This is a genomic window from Hoeflea prorocentri (genome assembly GCF_027944115.1).
Lineage (GTDB): Bacteria > Pseudomonadota > Alphaproteobacteria > Rhizobiales > Rhizobiaceae > Hoeflea_A > Hoeflea_A prorocentri.
In genome coordinates this window covers 4,344,840-4,364,309 of record NZ_JAPJZI010000001.1, presented here as the reverse complement: position 1 = coordinate 4,364,309, position 19,470 = coordinate 4,344,840, and the positions used below count along the sequence as shown (strand labels likewise).

21 protein-coding genes are annotated in these 19,470 nt (G+C 57.0%); 10 read left to right on the top strand and 11 right to left on the bottom strand.

The window, feature by feature from the left end; genetic code table 11:
* Window positions 1-9: 9 nt before the first annotated feature.
* The 5 genes from OQ273_RS20550 to mnmE form a co-directional block, all read right to left on the bottom strand.
* Window positions 10-891, bottom strand: coding sequence for a ParB/RepB/Spo0J family partition protein (locus tag OQ273_RS20550; protein ID WP_267992792.1), 882 nt, complete (start codon window positions 889-891; stop codon window positions 10-12).
* Between the two features lie 35 nt (window positions 892-926).
* On the bottom strand, window positions 927-1,721 hold the full coding sequence (locus OQ273_RS20545; protein WP_267992791.1) for a ParA family protein: 795 nt from the start codon (window positions 1,719-1,721) through the stop codon (window positions 927-929).
* 60 nt (window positions 1,722-1,781) lie between these two features.
* Complete coding sequence (gene rsmG, locus OQ273_RS20540; protein ID WP_425493397.1) at window positions 1,782-2,411, bottom strand: 16S rRNA (guanine(527)-N(7))-methyltransferase RsmG; 630 nt, start codon at window positions 2,409-2,411, stop codon at window positions 1,782-1,784.
* A gap of 25 nt (window positions 2,412-2,436) precedes the next feature.
* Entirely contained in the window at window positions 2,437-4,332 is a 1,896-nt protein-coding gene (gene mnmG / locus OQ273_RS20535; RefSeq protein ID WP_267992790.1) for a tRNA uridine-5-carboxymethylaminomethyl(34) synthesis enzyme MnmG, read from the bottom strand.
* A 107-nt stretch (window positions 4,333-4,439) separates the two neighbouring features.
* Window positions 4,440-5,777, bottom strand: a complete 1,338-nt coding sequence (gene mnmE / locus OQ273_RS20530; RefSeq protein ID WP_267992789.1) for a tRNA uridine-5-carboxymethylaminomethyl(34) synthesis GTPase MnmE — start codon at window positions 5,775-5,777, stop codon at window positions 4,440-4,442.
* A 20-nt stretch (window positions 5,778-5,797) separates the two neighbouring features.
* Between mnmE and OQ273_RS20525 the strand changes: the two genes are divergently transcribed.
* Complete coding sequence (locus OQ273_RS20525; protein WP_267992788.1) at window positions 5,798-7,822, top strand: thioredoxin domain-containing protein; 2,025 nt, start codon at window positions 5,798-5,800, stop codon at window positions 7,820-7,822.
* Here OQ273_RS20525 and rho read toward each other — a convergent pair.
* From rho to hemE, 3 genes are all read right to left on the bottom strand, one after another.
* A complete protein-coding gene (gene rho, locus OQ273_RS20520; RefSeq protein ID WP_267992787.1) occupies window positions 7,819-9,084 on the bottom strand; it encodes a transcription termination factor Rho in 1,266 nt (421 codons plus the stop codon). The two genes, OQ273_RS20525 and rho, sit on opposite strands and share 4 nt — an antisense overlap.
* A gap of 183 nt (window positions 9,085-9,267) precedes the next feature.
* On the bottom strand, window positions 9,268-9,813 hold the full coding sequence (gene hemJ / locus OQ273_RS20515) for a protoporphyrinogen oxidase HemJ (protein ID WP_267992786.1): 546 nt from the start codon (window positions 9,811-9,813) through the stop codon (window positions 9,268-9,270).
* A 13-nt stretch (window positions 9,814-9,826) separates the two neighbouring features.
* Window positions 9,827-10,837 (bottom strand): uroporphyrinogen decarboxylase, encoded by a 1,011-nt coding sequence (gene hemE, locus OQ273_RS20510; protein ID WP_271292123.1) that lies wholly within the window; start codon window positions 10,835-10,837, stop codon window positions 9,827-9,829.
* Window positions 10,838-11,263: 426 nt separating this feature from the next.
* Here hemE and OQ273_RS20505 point away from each other — a divergent pair, with 426 nt between their 5' ends.
* Genes OQ273_RS20505 through dnaQ form a run of 5 tightly spaced genes read left to right on the top strand, consistent with a single transcriptional unit; the run spans window position 11,264 to window position 14,855 of the window.
* Entirely contained in the window at window positions 11,264-12,085 is an 822-nt protein-coding gene (locus tag OQ273_RS20505; protein WP_267992784.1) for a pyruvate, water dikinase regulatory protein, read from the top strand.
* A gap of 39 nt (window positions 12,086-12,124) precedes the next feature.
* On the top strand, window positions 12,125-12,724 hold the full coding sequence (locus OQ273_RS20500; RefSeq protein WP_267992783.1) for a Maf-like protein: 600 nt from the start codon (window positions 12,125-12,127) through the stop codon (window positions 12,722-12,724).
* Window positions 12,717-13,559 (top strand): shikimate dehydrogenase, encoded by an 843-nt coding sequence (locus OQ273_RS20495; protein WP_267992782.1) that lies wholly within the window; start codon window positions 12,717-12,719, stop codon window positions 13,557-13,559. The genes OQ273_RS20500 and OQ273_RS20495 overlap by 8 nt, the downstream gene beginning before the upstream one ends.
* On the top strand, window positions 13,559-14,158 hold the full coding sequence (coaE, locus tag OQ273_RS20490) for a dephospho-CoA kinase (RefSeq protein ID WP_267992781.1): 600 nt from the start codon (window positions 13,559-13,561) through the stop codon (window positions 14,156-14,158). Before OQ273_RS20495 ends, coaE begins: the two co-directional genes overlap by 1 nt.
* Window positions 14,151-14,855: a DNA polymerase III subunit epsilon gene (dnaQ, locus tag OQ273_RS20485; protein ID WP_267992780.1), complete on the top strand. Its 705-nt coding sequence runs from the start codon at window positions 14,151-14,153 to the stop codon at window positions 14,853-14,855. Before coaE ends, dnaQ begins: the two co-directional genes overlap by 8 nt.
* Before the next feature lie 5 nt (window positions 14,856-14,860).
* Here dnaQ and secB read toward each other — a convergent pair whose 3' ends face one another.
* Window positions 14,861-15,388 (bottom strand): protein-export chaperone SecB, encoded by a 528-nt coding sequence (gene secB, locus OQ273_RS20480; protein WP_267992779.1) that lies wholly within the window; start codon window positions 15,386-15,388, stop codon window positions 14,861-14,863.
* 220 nt (window positions 15,389-15,608) lie between these two features.
* Complete coding sequence (locus OQ273_RS20475; protein WP_267992778.1) at window positions 15,609-16,517, bottom strand: LysR family transcriptional regulator; 909 nt, start codon at window positions 16,515-16,517, stop codon at window positions 15,609-15,611.
* A gap of 107 nt (window positions 16,518-16,624) precedes the next feature.
* Here OQ273_RS20475 and OQ273_RS20470 point away from each other — a divergent pair, with 107 nt between their 5' ends.
* Genes OQ273_RS20470 through OQ273_RS20460 form a run of 3 tightly spaced genes read left to right on the top strand, consistent with a single transcriptional unit; the run spans window position 16,625 to window position 17,873 of the window.
* A complete protein-coding gene (locus tag OQ273_RS20470; protein WP_267992777.1) occupies window positions 16,625-17,011 on the top strand; it encodes a YybH family protein in 387 nt (128 codons plus the stop codon).
* The gene (locus tag OQ273_RS20465) at window positions 17,008-17,445 is read left to right on the top strand and encodes a nuclear transport factor 2 family protein (protein WP_267992776.1); all 438 of its coding nucleotides are present in this window, start codon (window positions 17,008-17,010) and stop codon (window positions 17,443-17,445) included. Before OQ273_RS20470 ends, OQ273_RS20465 begins: the two co-directional genes overlap by 4 nt.
* A 32-nt stretch (window positions 17,446-17,477) precedes the next feature.
* The gene (locus OQ273_RS20460) at window positions 17,478-17,873 is read left to right on the top strand and encodes a YybH family protein (RefSeq protein WP_267992775.1); all 396 of its coding nucleotides are present in this window, start codon (window positions 17,478-17,480) and stop codon (window positions 17,871-17,873) included.
* Between the two features lie 94 nt (window positions 17,874-17,967).
* Here OQ273_RS20460 and OQ273_RS20455 read toward each other — a convergent pair whose 3' ends face one another.
* Window positions 17,968-18,477 (bottom strand): FxsA family protein, encoded by a 510-nt coding sequence (locus tag OQ273_RS20455; protein ID WP_267992774.1) that lies wholly within the window; start codon window positions 18,475-18,477, stop codon window positions 17,968-17,970.
* A gap of 276 nt (window positions 18,478-18,753) precedes the next feature.
* On the opposite strand from OQ273_RS20455, the gene OQ273_RS20450 reads away from it, so the two are divergent.
* The gene (locus OQ273_RS20450; RefSeq protein WP_267992773.1) at window positions 18,754-19,458 is read left to right on the top strand and encodes a Tim44/TimA family putative adaptor protein; all 705 of its coding nucleotides are present in this window, start codon (window positions 18,754-18,756) and stop codon (window positions 19,456-19,458) included.
* The last annotated feature ends 12 nt before the right edge of the window (window positions 19,459-19,470 follow it).

Genomic DNA, 19,470 nt, shown 5'->3' with positions numbered 1-19,470 from the left:
CTGGTTGGATTACCGTTGCGCCTGAAGCAGCCGGCAAAGCTCGTCCAGCTGTTCAAGGGTGCGATAGTCAACCTTGACCTGGCCACCGCCGCCGCGGTGACTGATCGTGACCTTGAGACCAAGATTATCGGTCAGCATCTTTTCCAGGGCCAGCGTATCGGCATCCTTTGCCGGAGCGGTAGACTTAGATCTGGACGTGGCAGGTTCTCCGTCCTTTTGAGCCAATCGCTCGGCATCGCGCACGGACATGCCCTTCGAAACAATCTGCCGCGCCAGCTTCACCGGATCAGAGGTGGAGGCGATGGCCCGCGCATGCCCGGCGGTCAATGCGCCATCGGAGAGCATATCACGGACCTTTTCCGGCAATTTCAGCAATCTGAGGCTGTTCGCCACATGGCTGCGGCTTTTGCCGATAATATCGCCGAGGTCATTTTGCGTATAACCGTGATCGGCGATCAGCTGCTCATATCCGAGCGCCTCGTCAAGCGGATTGAGGTCCGAACGCTGAACATTTTCGACGATGGCGATCTCCAGCGCCATTCGGTCGTCCACATCGCGGATCAGAACAGGAATTTCGACAAGGCCTGCCCGTTGAGCTGCCCGCCAGCGCCGCTCGCCGGCAATGATCTCGTAGCGCCCGTCGCCCATCGGCCGAACCACGACCGGCTGGACAATGCCGTGCTGGTTGATCGAGCGGGCGAGATCTTCCAGGTCCGATTCGTCAAAATTCCGACGCGGGTTGTTTGGATTGCGGCTGACAAATTCGATCGGTACGAATTGATCGGCCGTCTCAGCCACAGGCGTTTCCTGGGCTTCATAAGGCTGGTCCATCTCGCCGATCAGCGCGGCAAGTCCCCGTCCCAGCCTCTTCTTTGAATTTTCATCACTCATCTCTACACCGTTAAGTGTTTGATCTTCATGCCTTATCAGGCGGCTTTGCGCTCGCGTTCCCGCTGAATGACCTCAGATGCCAGTTTCAGATAGGCCTGGCTGCCAGAACATCTGAGGTCGTAAAGTATAGCCGGCTTACCATAGGATGGCGCTTCTGACACGCGAACATTGCGTGGAATGAGAGTACGGTAAACTTTATCGCCGAGATAGGACCGCACATCGTCGACGACCTGCTGCGCCAGGTTGTTGCGCGAATCGTACATGGTCATGACGATGCCCTGGATATCCAGGCTCGGATTGAGTGTGGAGCGCACCTGGCCCACCGTCTCCAGAAGCTGGCTGAGACCCTCAAGCGCAAAAAACTCGCACTGTAGCGGCACAAGAACGGAATGAGCCGCAGCCATGGCGTTGATGGTCAGAAGATTGAGCGACGGTGGGCAGTCGATAAGGATATAGTCATAGTCGCCGACCCGGTGTGCGGCGATCGCATTCTTGAGCCGAAAGACCCGATCCTTCTGGCCTGAGATTTCCATCTCGACACCAAGCAGATCCATCGTCGACGGCACGATTGACAGATTGGGTACATCGGTTTTCATCGCCGCTTCGGCGATTCCGGTCTGGCCAAGCATCAGATGATAGGATGATTTAACCCGGTCCTGCCGCTCGATCCCCAGACCCGTGCTGGCATTGCCCTGAGGGTCGAGATCAATGATCAGCACCCGCTCGCCAATGGCCGCCAGCGCAGTTGCGAGATTGATCGCGGTCGTGGTCTTTCCGACACCGCCCTTCTGGTTGGCGACGGTTATAATTCTCTTGCCATTACCCAACATCTGTCAGCGCCTCGTCATATTGCCTTTGCCAAGCAACTTCACCAACACCTCGATAATCCGTCATGTACGCACAGGTTTACTGATCTGCAATATGACGGAATCCGCATCGACTATACTTGTATGTTCTACCAGATCGAAGGACCAGCTTCTACGGGCTTTGTCGATCTCGCGCCGGTAATCCCGGCCTTTGTGAAAATAGGCGGTCGCGCCTTCTTCAAGCCAGGAAGAACAATAGCCGAGCACCATGTCGAGATCCGCAACCGCCCTTGCGGACACCGCGTCAAAGCCGCTCAGCGTCTTTTGCGCCTGCTCGATCCGGATTGCATGGACCGCCCCGCGCCCACCGGTTTCTGCAAGGGCGCGCCGAAGAAAGGCGGCCTTCTTCTGATTGCTTTCCACCAGATCAACGTGACCGGCACCCTGCTCGCAAAGCAGGACGGCAGTCACGATCCCCGGAAATCCGCCTCCGCTGCCAATATCCAGCCAGGCTTTCGGACCCGGGTTCAGGGCAAATATCTGGGCACTGTCCAGAATATGCCGCTCCCATATATGCGGCAATGTGGAGGGCGCTGCCAGATTAATGCTGCGGGACCATTTTTCAAAGAGCCCGACAAAGACCTCTAGCCGACGCAATGTTTCACGTGAAACGGGGTGCAGAGATTGCAGGCGATCCGCTATCTGTTTGTGCAATGTCGTTTTCCGGCTGTTTTCACATTCAGGACACTTTGGCGACACGATCGGTCGAAGAAACCTCACTCTTGCGCAGACGTGACAGGACAAGCGTGATCGCTGCGGGTGTCATGCCCTCAATCTGGCTGGCATGCGCGATTGTTCTTGGCCTTGCACTTTTCAGCTTGTGACTAAGTTCGTTCGAAAGGCCCGGCAGGTCATCATAGTCAAACGTTTCGGGTATGAATCGTTCCTCTTCCTTGCGCTGGATCGCTATATCGCGGCTCTGCCGTTCCAGATAGACCGCATAGGCGGCCTCTGTCTGAACCGGCTCTGCGACGCGCCGATCAACATCGCCAAGTTCCGGCCAGATGGCGGAGAGGCGAGCGACATCGTTTTCCGTATAGGCAAGCAGCGCATAGGCGGATCGGCGCTGCCCATCCTGATTGACCTTGAGATCATGCCTTTGCGCCTCGGCCGGTGTTAAGGTCAGCTCTTGCAAATGATCGCGCAGCTGATCGACATCCGCCTTCCAGGACTCAAACTCCTTACGCCTTGTTAATCCGACAAGTCCCCGCTCAATACCGCGCGGTGTCAGACGCAAATCGGCATTGTCCGCCCGCAGGGTCAGCCGGTATTCGGCGCGCGAGGTGAACATACGGTACGGTTCCGACACGCCGCGGGTTGTCAGATCATCGATCATCACACCGAGATAGGAATCTGTTCGGCTGAATATCCATGGCTCTTTTCCGGCAACTGCGAGTGCGGCGTTCAGGCCTGCAACGAGCCCCTGACCGCCCGCTTCCTCATAGCCGGTCGTCCCATTGATCTGGCCGGCAAGGTAGAGACCGGAAACGCGTTTTGTCTCAAGTGTCGGGCGCAGCTCCCGCGGGTCGATATGGTCATATTCGATCGCATATCCGGGCTGCAGGATCTCTACGTTCTCAAGGCCGGGAATCGTTCTGATAAAGCGATCTTGAACATCCTCCGGCAGAGAGGTCGAAATACCGTTGGGATAGACATTGATGTCGTCGAGACCTTCCGGCTCGAGAAAAACCTGGTGTCGGTCGCGATCCGCGAACCGTACGATCTTGTCCTCTACAGACGGGCAATAGCGCGGTCCGGTTCCTTCAATACGTCCGGAATACATCGCCGACTCATCAATATTGTCTGCGATGATCTCGTGTGTCTCAGGCGTTGTATGCGTTATGCCGCAATCAATCTGCGGAACCGTAATCCGATCCGTCATGAATGAAAACGGCACTGGATCCGCGTCCGCCGATTGTCGGCCAACCGAATCCCAGTCTATTGTCCGCGTATCCAGTCGGGCAGGGGTCCCGGTTTTCAGCCGGCCGAGTTCAAACCCCAGTCCCATCAATGTCGTTGAAAGACCGGAAGCGGGCTTGTCGCCCATGCGGCCCGCCGGAATCTGCTTCTTGCCGATATGAATAAGGCCGCGCAGAAACGTTCCGGTCGTCAGCACCGCCGCACCACAGCGGATTGCCCTGCCGTCCGAAAGAACAACGGCGACAATCTTTCCGCCGGATATTTCGAAATCGCTGACCTCCGCTTCAACAATATCCAGATTGTCCGTCTCTTCAACGGCGCGGAGCATGGCCTCGCGATAGAGCTTGCGGTCTGCCTGTGTCCGCGGACCACGCACGGCCGGGCCCTTGCTTCGGTTGAGCAGGCGAAACTGAATACCTGATTGATCCGCCACACGGCCCATCAACCCATCAAGCGCATCGATCTCACGCACAAGGTGGCCCTTGCCCAGCCCGCCAATCGCCGGGTTGCACGACATCACGCCGATTGTGTCGCGCCGATGCGTGATCAGCGCGGTGGATGCACCAAGGCGCGCAGCGGCTGCCGCAGCTTCACAGCCGGCATGCCCACCACCAATGACGACGACGTCATAAGCCTGTTGGTCCTGTTGTGACATGGTTTACTCCTGTGGCGCCTGAAATCGGATTCCCCGCGCCATTTGTCAAGGGCTCTGTTTCACGTGAAACACGCAGCCGGCAAAGGACAAATGCCGCAACCCATACGTTATTTACCCACGCAAAATTCACCGAATATCAGATCCAGAAGATCCTCAACGTCGATCCGTCCTGTCAACCGGCCCAAGGCATTGCCCGCCCGGCGAAGCGCTTCTGCCCTTAATTCTAACGGATCCGAATCGTTTTCCAGCGCCTCTTCCAGCGCTTCTCGGCAGGTCCTGAGATATTCCTTGTGCCTTTGCCGGTTTGGCAGCGTACCCGTTGCCTGGCCCGCAGCCTCATGCACATGAGAGTGCAAAAGGCTCAGGAGCGAAGACAGTCCGTCATCCTGCTTGACCGAAACAAGACAGTCCAGATCATCCCGATCGATATGCGCCGCCAGATCGGCTTTGGTTCCGACACGCAGCCTGGCAACGTCACCGTCGGTGACCGGAGCGGCGCCGGCCCGACCGCTCAAATCATCAAGCAACAGGATAAGATCAGCCCGTCGGGCAGCGTCCATGGCCCGGCGCATGCCTTCGCGTTCCACTGCCCCGGCGCCATCGCGTAATCCGGCGGTATCCTGCAGGATCACAGGATAGCCGTCGAGATCGAGGTGGACCTCCAACAGATCGCGTGTTGTGCCCTTTTCGTCCGAGACGATAGCGATATCACGCTTTGCCAGGGCATTCATCAGGCTCGATTTGCCGGCATTAGGCGCACCGAGAATCACCACCCGGTAACCGTCCCTGATGATTTCCCCGGCTTTGGCAGACAGGAGATGACGGTCGATCTCGCCCAGAAGCTGGCGCAGCTCCGGCCAGATCGTCTCCGTGACCGAGCCGGGTATATCCTCCTCGTCGGCAAAATCGAAATCCGCTTCAATCATCGCCCGTGCCCTGACAAGCCGTTGCCGCCACCCGTCGTAAAGATCGGACAGGGATCCGGATGACTGCTCCAGCGCCAGCCGCCGTTGCATCTCCGTTTCGGCGGCAATCAGGTCTGCAAGCCCTTCAACTTCTGTCAGATCCATTTTGCCGTTGTCAAAGGCCCGCCGGGTAAACTCTCCCGGCTCGGCGCTCCTGAAACCGTCAAGACCTGACAGACACTCCAGAACCGCCTGCACCACTGCCCGGCCGCCATGGACCTGCAATTCGGCGCAATCCTCACCGGTAAAGGAATTCGGGCCCGGAAAATACAAAACCAGCCCACGGTCGAGTTCTCTCTTGTCTGCACTATATAGGGATTTAAGAGTGGCGTGGCGCGCCTCCGGCACGTCTCCGATCATTGTTTCGAGTCCGAATCGGACACTGGGGCCGGACAGGCGGATAACCGCAACACCGGAAACGCCCGCGCCACTCGACAACGCAAAAATCGTATCCCTATAGTGATCCTTCCGTTCCACCATCAAGCCCACACCGGTGATTTATGTCCTCATCTGAATTGACCAATGTTCTCGGCCAATCGGCCAGCCCCTATTTGCGCCAGCACGAAGATAACCCGGTTCACTGGCAGACATGGGGTGAGGCCGCCTTAAAGGAGGCCAAGCGCACGGGCAAGCCCATTTTGCTCTCCATCGGCTATGCCGCCTGTCACTGGTGCCATGTCATGGCCCATGAAAGCTTCGAGGATGAAGAGACGGCTGCGCTCATGAACGAGCTCTATATCAACATCAAGGTCGATCGCGAAGAGCGCACGGATATCGATCAGATTTATATGGCCGCGCTTCACGCCATGGGCGAGCAGGGTGGCTGGCCGTTAACCATATTTCTTAACCCGGAGGGCGAACCGTTCTGGGGCGGAACCTACTTCCCGAAAACGGCTGCGCATGGCCGACCGGATTTCAAAACCGTCCTGAAAAGCCTATCCCGAATCTATCACGAAGAGCCCGGCAAGATAGAAAGCAACACGCAATCCATCCACAACCACCTGAAACAGCAACTGGCTTTTGAAGGCACTGCTGAACAACCGGATCCGGATAGCCTTCAACGCCAGGCAGCCGGCGTTTTGTCCATCGTCGACCGCAAAAATGGCGGGATCGGCCAGGCTCCGAAATTTCCAAACGCCTCGATGCTCGAAACACTGTGGCGGGATTGGCGCAGAAGCGGTTCGCAGGCCGCACGGGACGCCGCCTTGAAATGGATCACGGTTTTGTCCAATGGAGGCATTTACGATCATCTCGGCGGCGGACTGGCGCGCTATTGTGTCGACGCGATCTGGCTGGTGCCGCATTTCGAAAAAATGCTCTACGACAATGGCCAGTTCATCCGGGCCTTGCTGTGGGCCTATGGCGAAACCGGCGATGCCCTGTTCCGTCGACGCATTGAAGAAACAACGGACTGGCTCATGCGTGAAATGCGCCTGCCAGGCGGGGGCTTCGCCTCCAGCCTTGACGCCGACAGTGAGGGAGAAGAGGGGCGGTTTTACATCTGGCAGAAAGTCGAGATCGATGCCGCGCTCGGTGACGATGCCGCGTTGTTTTGCCAGTATTACGATGTGAGTGAGGGTGGAAACTGGGAAGGCAAGGTCATCTTGAACCGTCTGCAGACACCGCAAGCAGACGGTCCGACGGAGAAAAGGCTGCGGGCCTGCCGTGATAAACTGTTGGAGATGCGCGCATCGCGCATTCGCCCGGGCCTCGACGACAAGGTTCTCGCCGATTGGAACGGCCTGATGATACGGGCGCTCGCAGAAGCCGGTAACCGCCTGGGCCGGCCTGATTGGGTCGATCTTGCTGTTGGCGCCTTTGATTTCGTATCCGAATCGATGTCTCGGGAGGGAAGGCTTGCCCATGCCTGGTGCAAGGGCAGCGTGACCTATCCCGCCCTGGCCTCCGACTATGGCGCCATGATCAATGCCGCCATCTCCCTTTACGAGGCGACACTGGAGCCATCATACCTTGCGATCGCTGAAGCGTGGCTGTCGACCCTTGATCGGCACTACAGCGACGGTGCCGGCGGTTACTACTTCACCGCAGATGATGCGGACGATGTCCTTTTACGCGCCAGGCACGAACACGACGATGCGGCACCATCGGCATCCGCACAGATTCTCGAAGCCATGGCGCGGCTATCAGGTCTTTCGGCGGATCTTGACCTGCCGCAAAAGGTATCGGCCTTCTCGGCCTCGCTGTGGGGCCGCATCCGGCAAATACCCATGGCGGCAAGCGGCACGATCAATGCCATCGACACCGTCGCCAATCCGAAGAATCTTGTACTGCTGAATCCGGCTAAAGAAATTCTCGACGTTGTGCATCGTCATACCGACCCGTCACGCATTGATCTCGTTGCAAGGACGGAGGATGAGGTTCGCGACTTGATCGGCGGGGCGACAGGTTTTGACTCCGGCAAACAAAAAGGGACCGCTGCTTTTCTTTGCAACGGTCCCGTCTGTCTGCCACCTGTCTTTGACGCAAAATCCCTGGAAGAGCTTCTGCGTCCGCCGGCAGGCTAGGCGTTCATGGAATCGAAGAAATCCGAATTGTTCTTCGTCTGCTTGAGTTTGTCGATCAGGAACTCGATCGCATCGGTGGTTCCCATCGGCGCGAGAATACGGCGCAGAACAAAAATCTTCTGAAGATCCTGCTTCGGAATGAGAAGGTCTTCCTTGCGCGTACCGGATTTCAGAATGTCCATGGACGGGTAGATACGCTTGTCGGCGACCTTCCGGTCCAGGACGATTTCAGAGTTGCCGGTTCCCTTGAATTCCTCGAAGATCACTTCGTCCATGCGGCTGCCCGTATCGATCAGGGCCGTCGCGATGATCGTCAGCGATCCGCCTTCCTCGATATTGCGGGCGGCGCCGAAGAAACGTTTCGGCCGTTGCAGGGCGTTGGCATCGACACCGCCGGTCAAAACCTTGCCGGAGGACGGGACAACCGTGTTATAGGCGCGGCCAAGACGGGTGATGGAATCAAGAAGGATGACAACGTCGCGGCCGTGCTCAACCAGCCGTTTTGCCTTCTCGATGACCATTTCAGCCACCTGGACGTGCCGCGCGGCCGGTTCGTCAAAGGTTGATGAGACAACCTCGCCATTCACCGAACGCTGCATATCCGTGACTTCCTCGGGACGCTCGTCAATCAGAAGAACGATCAGATAGCATTCTGGATGATTGGCGGTAATGGAATGGGCGATGTTCTGCAGAAGAACCGTCTTACCGGTGCGCGGCGGCGCTACGATCAGCCCGCGCTGGCCTTTGCCGAGCGGTGCAACAAGATCGATAACCCGCGCCGACAGGTCCTTCGACGTCGGATCGTCGAATTCCATGTTGAAACGCTCATCGGGATAAAGCGGCGTCAGATTGTCGAAGTGGGTCTTGTGCCTGATCTTTTCCGGATCTTCAAAATTGATCGTGTTGACCTTCAGCAGCGCAAAATAGCGCTCGCCTTCCTTGGGTCCGCGGATCGGACCTTCCACCGTGTCACCGGTTTTCAGTGAAAAGCGGCGGATCTGCGACGGCGATATATAGATATCGTCCGGACCCGGCAGATAATTCGCATTGGCCGAACGCAGAAAGCCGAAACCGTCCTGCAATATTTCGACGACGCCCTCGCCAATGATCTCGATATCCTGGGCTGCGAGCTTCTTCAGCATCGCAAACATCAGCTCCTGCTTGCGCATGGTGCTGGCGTTTTCCACCTCGAGCGTCTCGGCAAATTCGAGAAGTTCCGTCGGGGTTTTGTTCTTAAGCTCTTGAAGCTTCATTTCCTGCATGAGGTTTCCAGATTCTGAAGGGGGCAAGGTCGTCATGGGTATCGGTCAGACTTGGGGAAATTCTATGACGGTCGAGGATCGTCGCCATATGCAAGGTAGGACTGGAGCCGGGCGATTCACGTGAAACGCTCTCAAATGCATATGGTGCACCGCCTGTCGCATATTTTGCGGCAAACGGCAAGCTCAAAACGGTTTGACGATCACCATGATGACGATGAACACCATCAGCACTGTGGGGATTTCATTGACTTTGCGCCAATGTGTAGCGCTATGGTCACGATGATCGGCTGCAAAACGGCGCAGCGACTTGCCGAAATAGCCATGCGCGGCGGACAAGCCCAAAACGGCGGCAATCTTGAGCCAAAGCCAAACGCCCGAGAAACCGAAGCCATCATAGGCCAGCCAAAGTCCAAGAACCCAGGATATCACCATGGCCGGTGTCATGATGACCCGGTAGAGTCTTGCTTCCATGATCTTGAATGTCTCGGATTGCTGCGATCCGACTTCGCTACCGCTGTGATAGACGAACAGCCGCGGCAGATAGAACATACCCGCCATCCAGGAAATGATCGCCATGACATGGACCGCCCGCATCCAGTCATAGAGCGCCGGCGGGTTCCAGATCATCAGCGCCGCAACAACAACGCAAAGACTGACAAGCGCGATCCGCGCCCGCGCAGACGCTTTTTTCCCGGCGATCTCGTCAATATTGGTGTTTTGCGGGCTCATGGAACCGTCCTTGTCAGCGCTGCGCCGCGCGCAACCGCTTCACAAGCCTCTCGACATGGTCCGGGTCCGCCTGCGGCGTGATGCCGTGACCGAGATTGAAGATCAGCGGACCGTCGCCCAGCGCCTCGAGAATGGCATCGACGCCCTCATCGAGCGCATTGCCCCCGGAAACGACCCGCATCGGGTCCAGATTGCCCTGTACGGGCCCGTCCTGCTGCAATCGTTGTGCAAATGACAGCGGAACCGCCCAATCCAGTCCGATCGCGTCAGCGCCCGTCTTCTGACGATAGCTCTCCAGAAGAATACCAGCGCCCTTGGCAAAGGCTATGATCCGTGCCTGTGGATGGCGTTCTCGCACTGTCCTGACAATCTTCTGCACCGGCTTGATACAAAACCGTTCAAATTCCGTCTCGCCCAGAACGCCGGCCCAGGAGTCAAAAATCTGAACGGCATCGGCACCGGCTTCGATCTGTGCACACAGATAGTCAGCCGACAGATCGGCCAGAAGATCGAGCAGGGCTTCAAACGCCTCAGCTTCGCGATAGGCAAAAAGCCTCGCCGGCGCCTGGTCCGGCGTGCCGTGACCGGCAATCATATAGGTCGCAACCGTCCAGGGCGCTCCACAAAAACCCAGCAGTGTCGTCTCATCCGGCAGCTCTTTGCGAAGCCGCGTAACGGTTTCCATGACCGGGGCAAGATGATCCAGCATCCGCGTTCCGTCGAGACCCGCAATACCTGCAGCATCGATCGGCGTCATGAGTGGCCCACGGCCTTCCTCAAAACGCACATCACGATCAAGTGCATCCGGTATGACGAGTATGTCGGAAAACAGGATGGCTGCATCAAAGCCATAACGCCGTATCGGCTGCAAAGTGACTTCCGTCGCCAGTTCCGGAGAGTAGCAAAGATCCAGAAAGCCTCCCGCCTGTTTCCGCGTCGCTCTGTATTCGGGGAGATACCGGCCTGCCTGACGCATCAACCAAACGGGTGGGGGAAAGACGGTTTCACCACTCAATACCCTCATGACCTTGCGGTCCTGTACCATCCTGAATCCCTCACCCATTAAAAAAGAAAGGTTATTTAAGAGTCTTCTATTTCTTAGAGTCGGTGGGTATCAAGGATTAAAGACAATCCCAAGCTCCTCCACAGTTTGGAAAACCGGCGCCAGTTATACAACAGTATACAAACGCCCTGTATAACTCCGTGTATATCCTATATTAATTATTATAAAACAAAGAGTTAAAGGATTATCAAGCAATCGGTGAAACTGTGGGTAAGCTGTGATCACCTTTGCGCGACATGTTGATGCACATCCGTCCACAGGCCTGTGTGTTTTCAGTCCCGGACAACCGTCCATGTGGACAAACCGGCCCCCTTTCCCGTACCTGTGAAATCAAAGTCCGAACCATCCAGGTTCATGCACACTTATCAACAGAAGCGGATGAATTTCGTGGATCGGCCGAAAAATTACTTCCATCTGCACCTTATTTCAGATTCGACCGGAGAGACGCTGATTACGGTTGGCAGGGCCGCAGCGGCGCAATTCACCGGAACGCGGGCGCTTGAGCATGTTTACCCGCTGATTCGCAGCACCAAGCAGCTTGAGCCGGTTCTCGATACAATCGACGGTGCGCCAGGCATTGTGCTCTACACGGTCGTCGATGCCGAGCTGTCGCAGATGATCAATGACCGGTGTCGGGAAATGAACATTCCCTGTGTATCCGTGCTCGATCCGGTCATTTCGCTCTTTCAGTCCTATCTTGGCCCGCGGTCGGAACACCGTGTCGGCGCTCAGCACACATTGAATGCCGAGTATTTCCGCCGCATGGAAGCGCTCAATTTCACCATGGAACATGATGACGGCCAGCTTCCTGCCAATATTGAGGACGCAGATATCGTGCTTGTCGGTATCAGCCGCACATCAAAAACGCCAACCAGCATCTATCTCGCCAATCGTGGTTACAAGACCGTCAACATTCCGATTGTCTACAATGTGCCATTGCCCGAGGTTCTTGCCACCGCCGATCATCCATTGATTGTCGGGCTCGTCGCGACCGCCGACCGTATCTCTCAAGTGCGCCGCCATCGCCTGCTTGGCACGACGCAGGGTTATTCCGGTGAGGAGTATGTCGACCGGGTCGCGATCGCCGAGGAACTCAAATATGCGCGAAACCTCTGCGCCCGCCACAATTGGCCGACCATCGATGTCAGCCGGCGTTCGATAGAGGAAACGGCGGCGGCCATTCTTGCACTTGGCGTCAAGTCACGTTAGGCCGGTTTGAAATCACAAATGCCCCTGAGGGACGATCATATGCCGTCAGATCTGATCCTGGCTTCAGCCAGCCCCTTTCGCCAGGCGCTTTTGAAGAATGCCGGGCTGACCTTCACGGCGCAACCGGCTGAGATCGATGAACGGACTGTTGAAGCACCGCTGCGCGACAGTGGCGTCGGCCCGGAAGATACGGCACTGGTGCTGGCGGAGGCAAAGGCACTCAATGTCAGTGAAAAGATGCCGGGCGCCTTGGTGATCGGGTCCGATCAGACACTATCGCTTGGCGACGAAGTCTTTCACAAACCGGCCGATATGGAAGGCGCACGACGTCATCTCCTGAAACTATCCGGGCGCACCCATCAGCTCAACAGTGCCGTCGTCTTCGTGCAGGCAGGAGAAACCGTCTGGCGGCATGTCTCTTCGGCACGCCTGACCATGCGTCCGCTCGACCCCGGATTTATCGGCCGTTACCTTTCCCGCGTCGGTGACAAGGCTTTGTCCAGTGTCGGCGCCTATCAGCTGGAGGGCGAAGGCATCCAGCTTTTCGACAGGATCGAGGGTGATTATTTCACCATAATCGGCCTGCCGATGCTGCCGCTCCTTGCGGCCTTGCGCGAGCGCGGAGAAATTGATGGCTGAAATAAAACGCGCCTTTGTCGCCGGCTATCCGGTCAAGCACTCACGCTCGCCCATCATCCATCGTTACTGGCTGGATCAGGCCGGTATCGAAGGGAGTTACGAGCTTGCGCAGGTCACACCGGACGCCTTTCCCGAATTCATGCAACGGCTTGCCGACGGCTCAAGCGGTTTTGTGGGTGGCAATGTCACGATACCGCACAAGGAAGACGCATTTCGTTTTGCCGGGTCCGCCGATGCTCTTGCCACCGAGCTCGGCGCCGCCAACACCCTGTGGCTGGAAAGCGGGCGCCTGATGGCGACCAATACCGATGGTTACGGCTTTTCGGCCAATCTGGATGAAAGGGCTCCGGGCTGGGATAAGACCGAAACCGCAGTCGTGCTTGGTGCCGGGGGTGCCAGTCGCGCGATCCTTCAAACGCTTCGCGATCGCGGCATCAAGACAATACGCCTGGTCAACCGCACAGTGTCACGGGCCGAAGATCTCGCGGACCGGTTCGGCGATTCCATTCACGTTCATGCGCTTAATGATCTTGGTGCTGCGGTCGCCGGCGCCGGCCTCTTTGTCAACACCAGCGCGCTTGGAATGGAAGGCAGTCCGGTTCCCGACATCGATTTTTCAAGCATGGCCAAAAACGGCGTTGTCACGGATATCGTCTATACTCCGCTCGTCACGCCGATCCTGCAAAGGGCGGCTGAAGCAGGTTGCCACACCGTCGACGGGCTCGGCATGCTGCTTCATCAGGCCGTCCCCGGCTTTGAAAAGTGGTTTGGCATACGGCCCGCAGTCACCGATGATCTGCGCAACAGGATCGTTCAGGATCTGGAGGTGCATTGATGATGGTTCTTGGCCTGACGGGATCGATTGGAATGGGTAAATCGACGGCAGCGGACATGTTTGCCGAGCGCGGTATTCCGGTGATCAGCGCCGATCAGATCGTTCACGATCTTTATGCCGGTGAGGCTGCGCCCCTTATTGAGGCGCAGTTTCCGGGAACAGTGCAGGACAACGTTGTCGATCGGCAAAGACTGTCCGCGGCGGTGTTGAACAATGAGGCTGCGTTCAAGAAACTGGAATCGATCGTCCATCCTCTGGTTGAAAAGAACAGAGCGCAATTCGTCGATCGCCAAAGGCAGGCCGGCGCGCCGTTGGTGGTTCTCGACATTCCACTTCTGTTTGAAGGTAAGGGCGAACAGGCCGTGGACAAGGTCGTGGTCGTGTCCTGTGCGCCGGATATGCAAAGGGAGCGGGTTTTGCGCCGTCCCGGCATGACGGAAGAGAAATTCGAGGCCATACTGGCGCGTCAGGTACCGGACGAAGAAAAGCGCGCACGGGCGGATTTTGTGATAGATACATCAGGACCCTTTGACGAGACACGCGAGCAGATCAATGCACTCGTCGACCGGCTGATTGGAGAGGAAAGCGGCAATGCGTGAGATTATATTCGACACGGAAACCACCGGCCTTGATAACCAGTCTGACCGCGTGATCGAAATAGGCGGCGTGGAACTGTCGAACAAGTTCCCGACCGGGCGCACCTTCCACGTTTACATCAACGCACAGGGCAAAAAGGTCCATCCGGAAGCGCTTGCAGTTCACGGAATCACGGATGAGTTTCTCGAAGACAAGCCGATCTTTGGCGATATCATCGGGGATATGAGCACGCTGTTCGACGGGGCCAAGCTCGTCGCACACAATGCCAGTTTCGATATAGGCTTTATCAATGCGGAACTGGCGCGGCTCGGCCTCCCGCCGGTGGATCCGTCGCGCGTGGTGGACACGCTTGCCCTCGCCCGCCGCCGCCACCCCATGGGACCGAACTCCCTTGATGCGCTCTGCAAGCGCTACGGTATCGATAATTCACGCCGGACCAAACACGGCGCCCTTCTTGACGCCGAACTCCTTGCGGAAGTCTATATCGAGATGAATGGTGGCCGGCAGGCCGCTCTTGGGCTGGGTATGGCCGACAAGGATGCCGGAGCGCGGGAAGAATCCAACGGTGATGCGGCAAAAAGCACCGGTGCCCGGCCTGTTCCGCTTGCTGCGCGGCTGAGCGAAGAAGAGATCAACGCTCATCGCAAAATGAAAGAAGGCCTTGGTGAAAAGGCCCTCTGGAACGACTACGCCGAATAGCAGGCCTAGTTGGTGACGGCCGGAGCCTCGACCTTGGCCTTTGCCTGTTCTTCCGCCATGCGCTGAGCAAACATCTGCGCAAAATCGATCGGATCGATCATCAGCGGCGGGAAACCACCATTGCGGGTTGCGTCGGCAATGATCTGACGGGCAAACGGGAAGAGAAGCCGCGGGCACTCGATAAACAGAAGCGGCAGCATGTGTTCCTGCGGGAAACCCTGAATGCGGAAAACGCCGCCGTAGACAAGCTCGACGTTGAAGACGATTTTTTCACCGTCTTTTGCTTCGGCATTGAGCGTCAGCACAACATCGTAATCCGTTTCGGAAAGCGGATTGGCGTTGACATTCACGTTGATGTTGATGGCCGGACCTTTTTCACGTTGGGTCAGCGACTGCGGCGCATTCGGATTCTCGAACGAGAAATCCTTGATGTACTGAGCCAGTACATTCAGCGTCGGCGCCTGGCCGTTGCCTGCTTCGGTGCCTTGCGGCGCTGCGCCTGCTGGTGTTGTCGGATCGGGCTGTTTGGCCATAAAACTGTCCTTGATTACTTCAATACCGGCCGGCGGCCGCGTTTCGGCCACTGGCTAGCATTTCACTTGGTCGCATACAACAAAAAACCGGCCTGCCGGCGCTCATCGATCGACAGCGCGTAGCCGTCGGCACACTGTGTTTTTCGGGCATAACCGGTCACCTTGACCAACACCTTGCTTCAAGCGGTCCCGTCCGCCAGGCCGTCTTCGGTTTGGCAGCTTATTGATCGGAGCCTTTCGACGTTTCCTTCGCCATGTCGATAAAGGCTCTCAGGCGTCGCGTCATATGCTTCTTGCTGCGATAGTTGAGCGAGTAGCGCGGCAGGGATGGAAGCCTGTCGGCCATCACCTCGATCAGATCGCCGGCATTGACCAGAGGCGCTGCAACCTCGGCATAGACGTAAGCCAGTCCGAGGCCCTGACTGGCGTAAAGCACCATCGACCGCAGATCATTCACGGTCATGCGAGGCGTGGGCATGACGCTGAGTGTGCCGTCCTCGCCATCAAATACCCAGGGCGCAAGCCGGCCGGAACTGCCGAACGCAAAGCAGATCCCGTCATGACCCAGAACGTCCTCGGGATTTTTCGGCACACCGTGCTGTTTCAGATAGCCGGGTGACCCAACGACAACCATTTTCAAGTTCGGACCCACCGGCACCGCATGGGTGTCGGCTTCCAGCAGAGTCTGGGAGCGGATGGCGGCATCTATCCGCGATTCGATCAGGTCGACCTTTTGATCGTCATAGATCAGATCAACCTTTACGTCGGGAAACCTGATGGCGAAGCGTGCGACGAGATCATCCAGGAAAAAAGCCCCCGCACTATAGGGCGCTGACAGACGAAGCGTGCCCGAAACGCCCTCTCGCTGGTCATTCAGGTCCCGGATCGCGGCTTCCAGGTCGTTGATGGCCGGCAAGCTCCGTTTAAAGAGCTGCTCGCCGATCGCGGTCAGCGCCACCGACCGTGTCGATCGCTCGAACAGGCGTACGCCCAGGCGGTCTTCAAAGCGCTGTACAGCCTCGCTGACTGAGGCTGCCTGAAGCTTCAGATTGCGAGCGGCCGCACGAAATCCGTTCAGCCGCGCAACTTCAACAAAGATCGAAACATCACTGAGCTGGCTTCGTTGCATTGTTAGAAAAACCGATCACAATGTTAGAAAGAAAGGATATTTTCTTACAATAGCAAGACCGTATGTTCGTTGGCAACTGCAGCTTTCAAACCGGGAAGGAATACAATATGTCAGACGTTGAAGACATTAAACACGCCCTGAACGAATGGCTGGAAGGCCTGGACAGCGGGGATATCGAACGGATGATCCGCACGGTTGATCCCGATGTCGTGACCTGCAATGAGCATCAACCCACGGGATACGGGATCGCGGCCATCCGTGAAAAATACGCTCCTCGTATCGAGGCTTCGACGTTCAAATCCGGCTTCGATTTGGAGCATATCCAGGTTTTCGAGGGTTTCGCCATGATTATCGGCCATTTTACCGTTGAGGTGACAGACAAGACTACGGGCCATGAAGGCGGCGGTCAGGGACGGCTTCTGCTGGTGTACCGCAAACACGATGACGGTTGGAAAATGCTGATCGACATCGACAACAATGATGACAAGTCATGAGTTCGGTTCTGAATGCCGTCGCCCAAGAGATCGTCAGCCTGCATGATTTTTTTACGCAATGGTCCAACGGCACTGCGGATCGTGATCATCTGGAGTCGCGGTTTATCTCTCGACTTCACCCCGATTTTACAATTGTGTCGCCTGACGGCGCCGCACATACCAGGGCCCATTTGAAGACAGGCTTCGAACAGACCTTTGGATCCAATCCGGGCTTTCGTATTGAAATCCGCGACGTTGCCGTGCGATTTCAGAGCGGGGATCAGGTTCTGGCGACCTACAGCGAATGGCAGGTCGGGGCGCAGCGCTTCGCGCAGTCCCGCAATGCCCGCTTTTCTACTGTGCTGCTGAAGCTCGCAGATCCGATCCAGTGGCTGCACCTGCAGGAAACCTGGCTGCCCGAAGAGGTGCGTGCGGCTGACCGGTTTGATTTTTAGGTGCCAAGCCCCAACAATCCGAGAGATGTATGATGTCAAACGCCAAACATATTGCGCGTCGTCCGCGTGAGATTGCCGAATGCGTCGGTGCCTATCTGAAGGAGGGCGACCTCGATGGCATCGTCTCGATGTTCCATCCCGACTGCCGGATCTATTTTCCGCCGGATCACCCGCCGCGTGTGGGCCTTGCCGGCGCCCGGCAGGCATTCAAGGGCTTTATCGACAGGCGGCCTGAATTGAAAAGCAGGATTATCAGTGAGGTGATCGCAGGCGATATCGCCCTGACCAGCGCCTCCTGGCAAGTCGTCGATCCGGATGGGGGCGTCCTTGCCGAGGGGCAATCCATAGAAGTTGCAAAGAAGCTGGACAATGGCGGATGGGGGTATCTCATCGATTGTCCAAACGGAGCACCTTTAACGGAAGGATAGCGCGCCAGTCTGTGGCGCAGCAGGCTCCGACCGGGCTTGGGCAGTTCGGAGCTTGACCCGCCAGCCGCAAAACCGCGTGAAGCCATCGTTCGGTCTAGCTGTCCTTTCCGTCGGGCCCCTCCTTGTTCCAGGGAGAATCGGGATCCGGATCGCGTTTGAAATCCGCTTCGTCGAGATCGATCGTCCCGGGTCCGGAGCCCTTGCGGTCGCGCTCGAAACCGCGTGAACCGAAGCCTCCGGCGTGAACAACCGTGAAGCGGCTCTTGATCATTGCCCAGCCGGCATCGCGGATTGCGGGCACAAATAGCAGAAATCCGATTGCATCGGTGATGAAACCCGGTGTGAGAAGCAGGACACCGGCAATCATGATCATGACCCCGTGAACGAGTTCGCGGCCCGGAACCCTGCCGGCTTCCATCTCCTGTTGTATGCGCCTGACAAGCCCGAAACCCTGAACACGCAGCAGGATGGAGCCGAGAACCGCCGTGAAGAAGACCATTGCCAGCGTCCAGAAGACGCCGATTTCCCGTCCGATCACGATAAAGGCGCCGATTTCCGCTAACGGCACAATCAGAAGAAGAAGCGGGACAATGGAAAAGGGCATAAACGGCAAATCCTGTGTGACCTTCAGCACATGGAGTACTGACAGCCGCTACCATAAAGCGCAGCGTCATTCGTAGGTAATGTCTACTATATAGAGATGCATTAAGCCTGTTTGCGGAAAAACCGCCGCCAATGTGCGGAAATGCCTCGGTTTTACCCTTTGTTGCGCGCTTGTATTGCAAGGCAAAGAGGATTTGAATGATAGACGTCGACGGACTATATGAAGGATACGGGGGCGCAGCCTCCGCTATCAGTTTCCATTCCGGTAACAGGCACCATGGGCTCCTTTGATTTTGTAACAGTCTTTTTTTTCGTGGCCGCAGTCATCATCTTTCTGCAGTTGCGTAACGTGCTTGGTCGCCGCACCGGCAATGAGAGGCAGCCCTTTGATCCCTACAGCGCGCGTGACGGCGAGAATCTCGCAGGCGATGATGATGACAGCAAGGTCATCACCTTGCCGCGGCGTGACGGCGACCGTTCCGCCGATGACCGCTTCGCGGCCGCGGACGCCTATTGCGACGCCGGCACCGATCTGAACACGGCGCTTCGCTCGGTCATTTCAGCCGATCCGGAATTCGATCCCCGCGAATTCGTGGCCGGTGCGAAAACGGCCTACGAGATGATCGTCGATGCCTATGCCGAAGGTGACAAGAAGGCGCTGAAGCAGTTGCTGTCAAAAGAGGTCTACGAAGGCTTCGTTTCCGCAATCAAGGATCGCGATTCCCGCTCCGAGACGATTAAATCGTCCTTTGTCGGCATCGGCAAGGCCGATATTGTCCAGGCCGAGATGAAGGGTTCGGAAGCCAATGTCACAATGCGCATTTCGAGCCAGCTGATCACCGCGACCTATGACAAGGACGGCAATGTCGTCGATGGCGACCCTGACAGCGTCGGCGAGGTCAATGATGTCTGGACCTTTGCACGCGACACCCGCTCCCGTGATCCCAACTGGAAACTGATTGCGACCGAATCGGAAGACTGATCGGATCCTCGC

Coding starts and splice junctions, on each gene's coding strand:
- OQ273_RS20500 (WP_267992783.1), top strand. CDS start 12,125: ATGCCGTCAGATCTGATCCTGGCTTCAGCCAGCCCCTTTCGCCAGGCG.
- rho (WP_267992787.1), bottom strand. CDS start 9,084: ATGCAGGAAATGAAGCTTCAAGAGCTTAAGAACAAAACCCCGACGGAA.
- OQ273_RS20465 (WP_267992776.1), top strand. CDS start 17,008: ATGAGTTCGGTTCTGAATGCCGTCGCCCAAGAGATCGTCAGCCTGCAT.
- OQ273_RS20475 (WP_267992778.1), bottom strand. CDS start 16,517: ATGCAACGAAGCCAGCTCAGTGATGTTTCGATCTTTGTTGAAGTTGCG.
- OQ273_RS20460 (WP_267992775.1), top strand. CDS start 17,478: ATGTCAAACGCCAAACATATTGCGCGTCGTCCGCGTGAGATTGCCGAA.
- mnmG (WP_267992790.1), bottom strand. CDS start 4,332: ATGTCACAACAGGACCAACAGGCTTATGACGTCGTCGTCATTGGTGGT.
- OQ273_RS20545 (WP_267992791.1), bottom strand. CDS start 1,721: ATGTTGGGTAATGGCAAGAGAATTATAACCGTCGCCAACCAGAAGGGC.
- OQ273_RS20455 (WP_267992774.1), bottom strand. CDS start 18,477: ATGCCCTTTTCCATTGTCCCGCTTCTTCTTCTGATTGTGCCGTTAGCG.
- coaE (WP_267992781.1), top strand. CDS start 13,559: ATGATGGTTCTTGGCCTGACGGGATCGATTGGAATGGGTAAATCGACG.
- dnaQ (WP_267992780.1), top strand. CDS start 14,151: ATGCGTGAGATTATATTCGACACGGAAACCACCGGCCTTGATAACCAG.
- OQ273_RS20495 (WP_267992782.1), top strand. CDS start 12,717: ATGGCTGAAATAAAACGCGCCTTTGTCGCCGGCTATCCGGTCAAGCAC.
- hemE (WP_271292123.1), bottom strand. CDS start 10,837: ATGAGGGTATTGAGTGGTGAAACCGTCTTTCCCCCACCCGTTTGGTTG.
- mnmE (WP_267992789.1), bottom strand. CDS start 5,777: ATGGTGGAACGGAAGGATCACTATAGGGATACGATTTTTGCGTTGTCG.
- hemJ (WP_267992786.1), bottom strand. CDS start 9,813: ATGAGCCCGCAAAACACCAATATTGACGAGATCGCCGGGAAAAAAGCG.
- OQ273_RS20450 (WP_267992773.1), top strand. CDS start 18,754: ATGGGCTCCTTTGATTTTGTAACAGTCTTTTTTTTCGTGGCCGCAGTC.
- OQ273_RS20470 (WP_267992777.1), top strand. CDS start 16,625: ATGTCAGACGTTGAAGACATTAAACACGCCCTGAACGAATGGCTGGAA.
- OQ273_RS20525 (WP_267992788.1), top strand. CDS start 5,798: ATGTCCTCATCTGAATTGACCAATGTTCTCGGCCAATCGGCCAGCCCC.
- OQ273_RS20550 (WP_267992792.1), bottom strand. CDS start 891: ATGAGTGATGAAAATTCAAAGAAGAGGCTGGGACGGGGACTTGCCGCG.
- secB (WP_267992779.1), bottom strand. CDS start 15,388: ATGGCCAAACAGCCCGATCCGACAACACCAGCAGGCGCAGCGCCGCAA.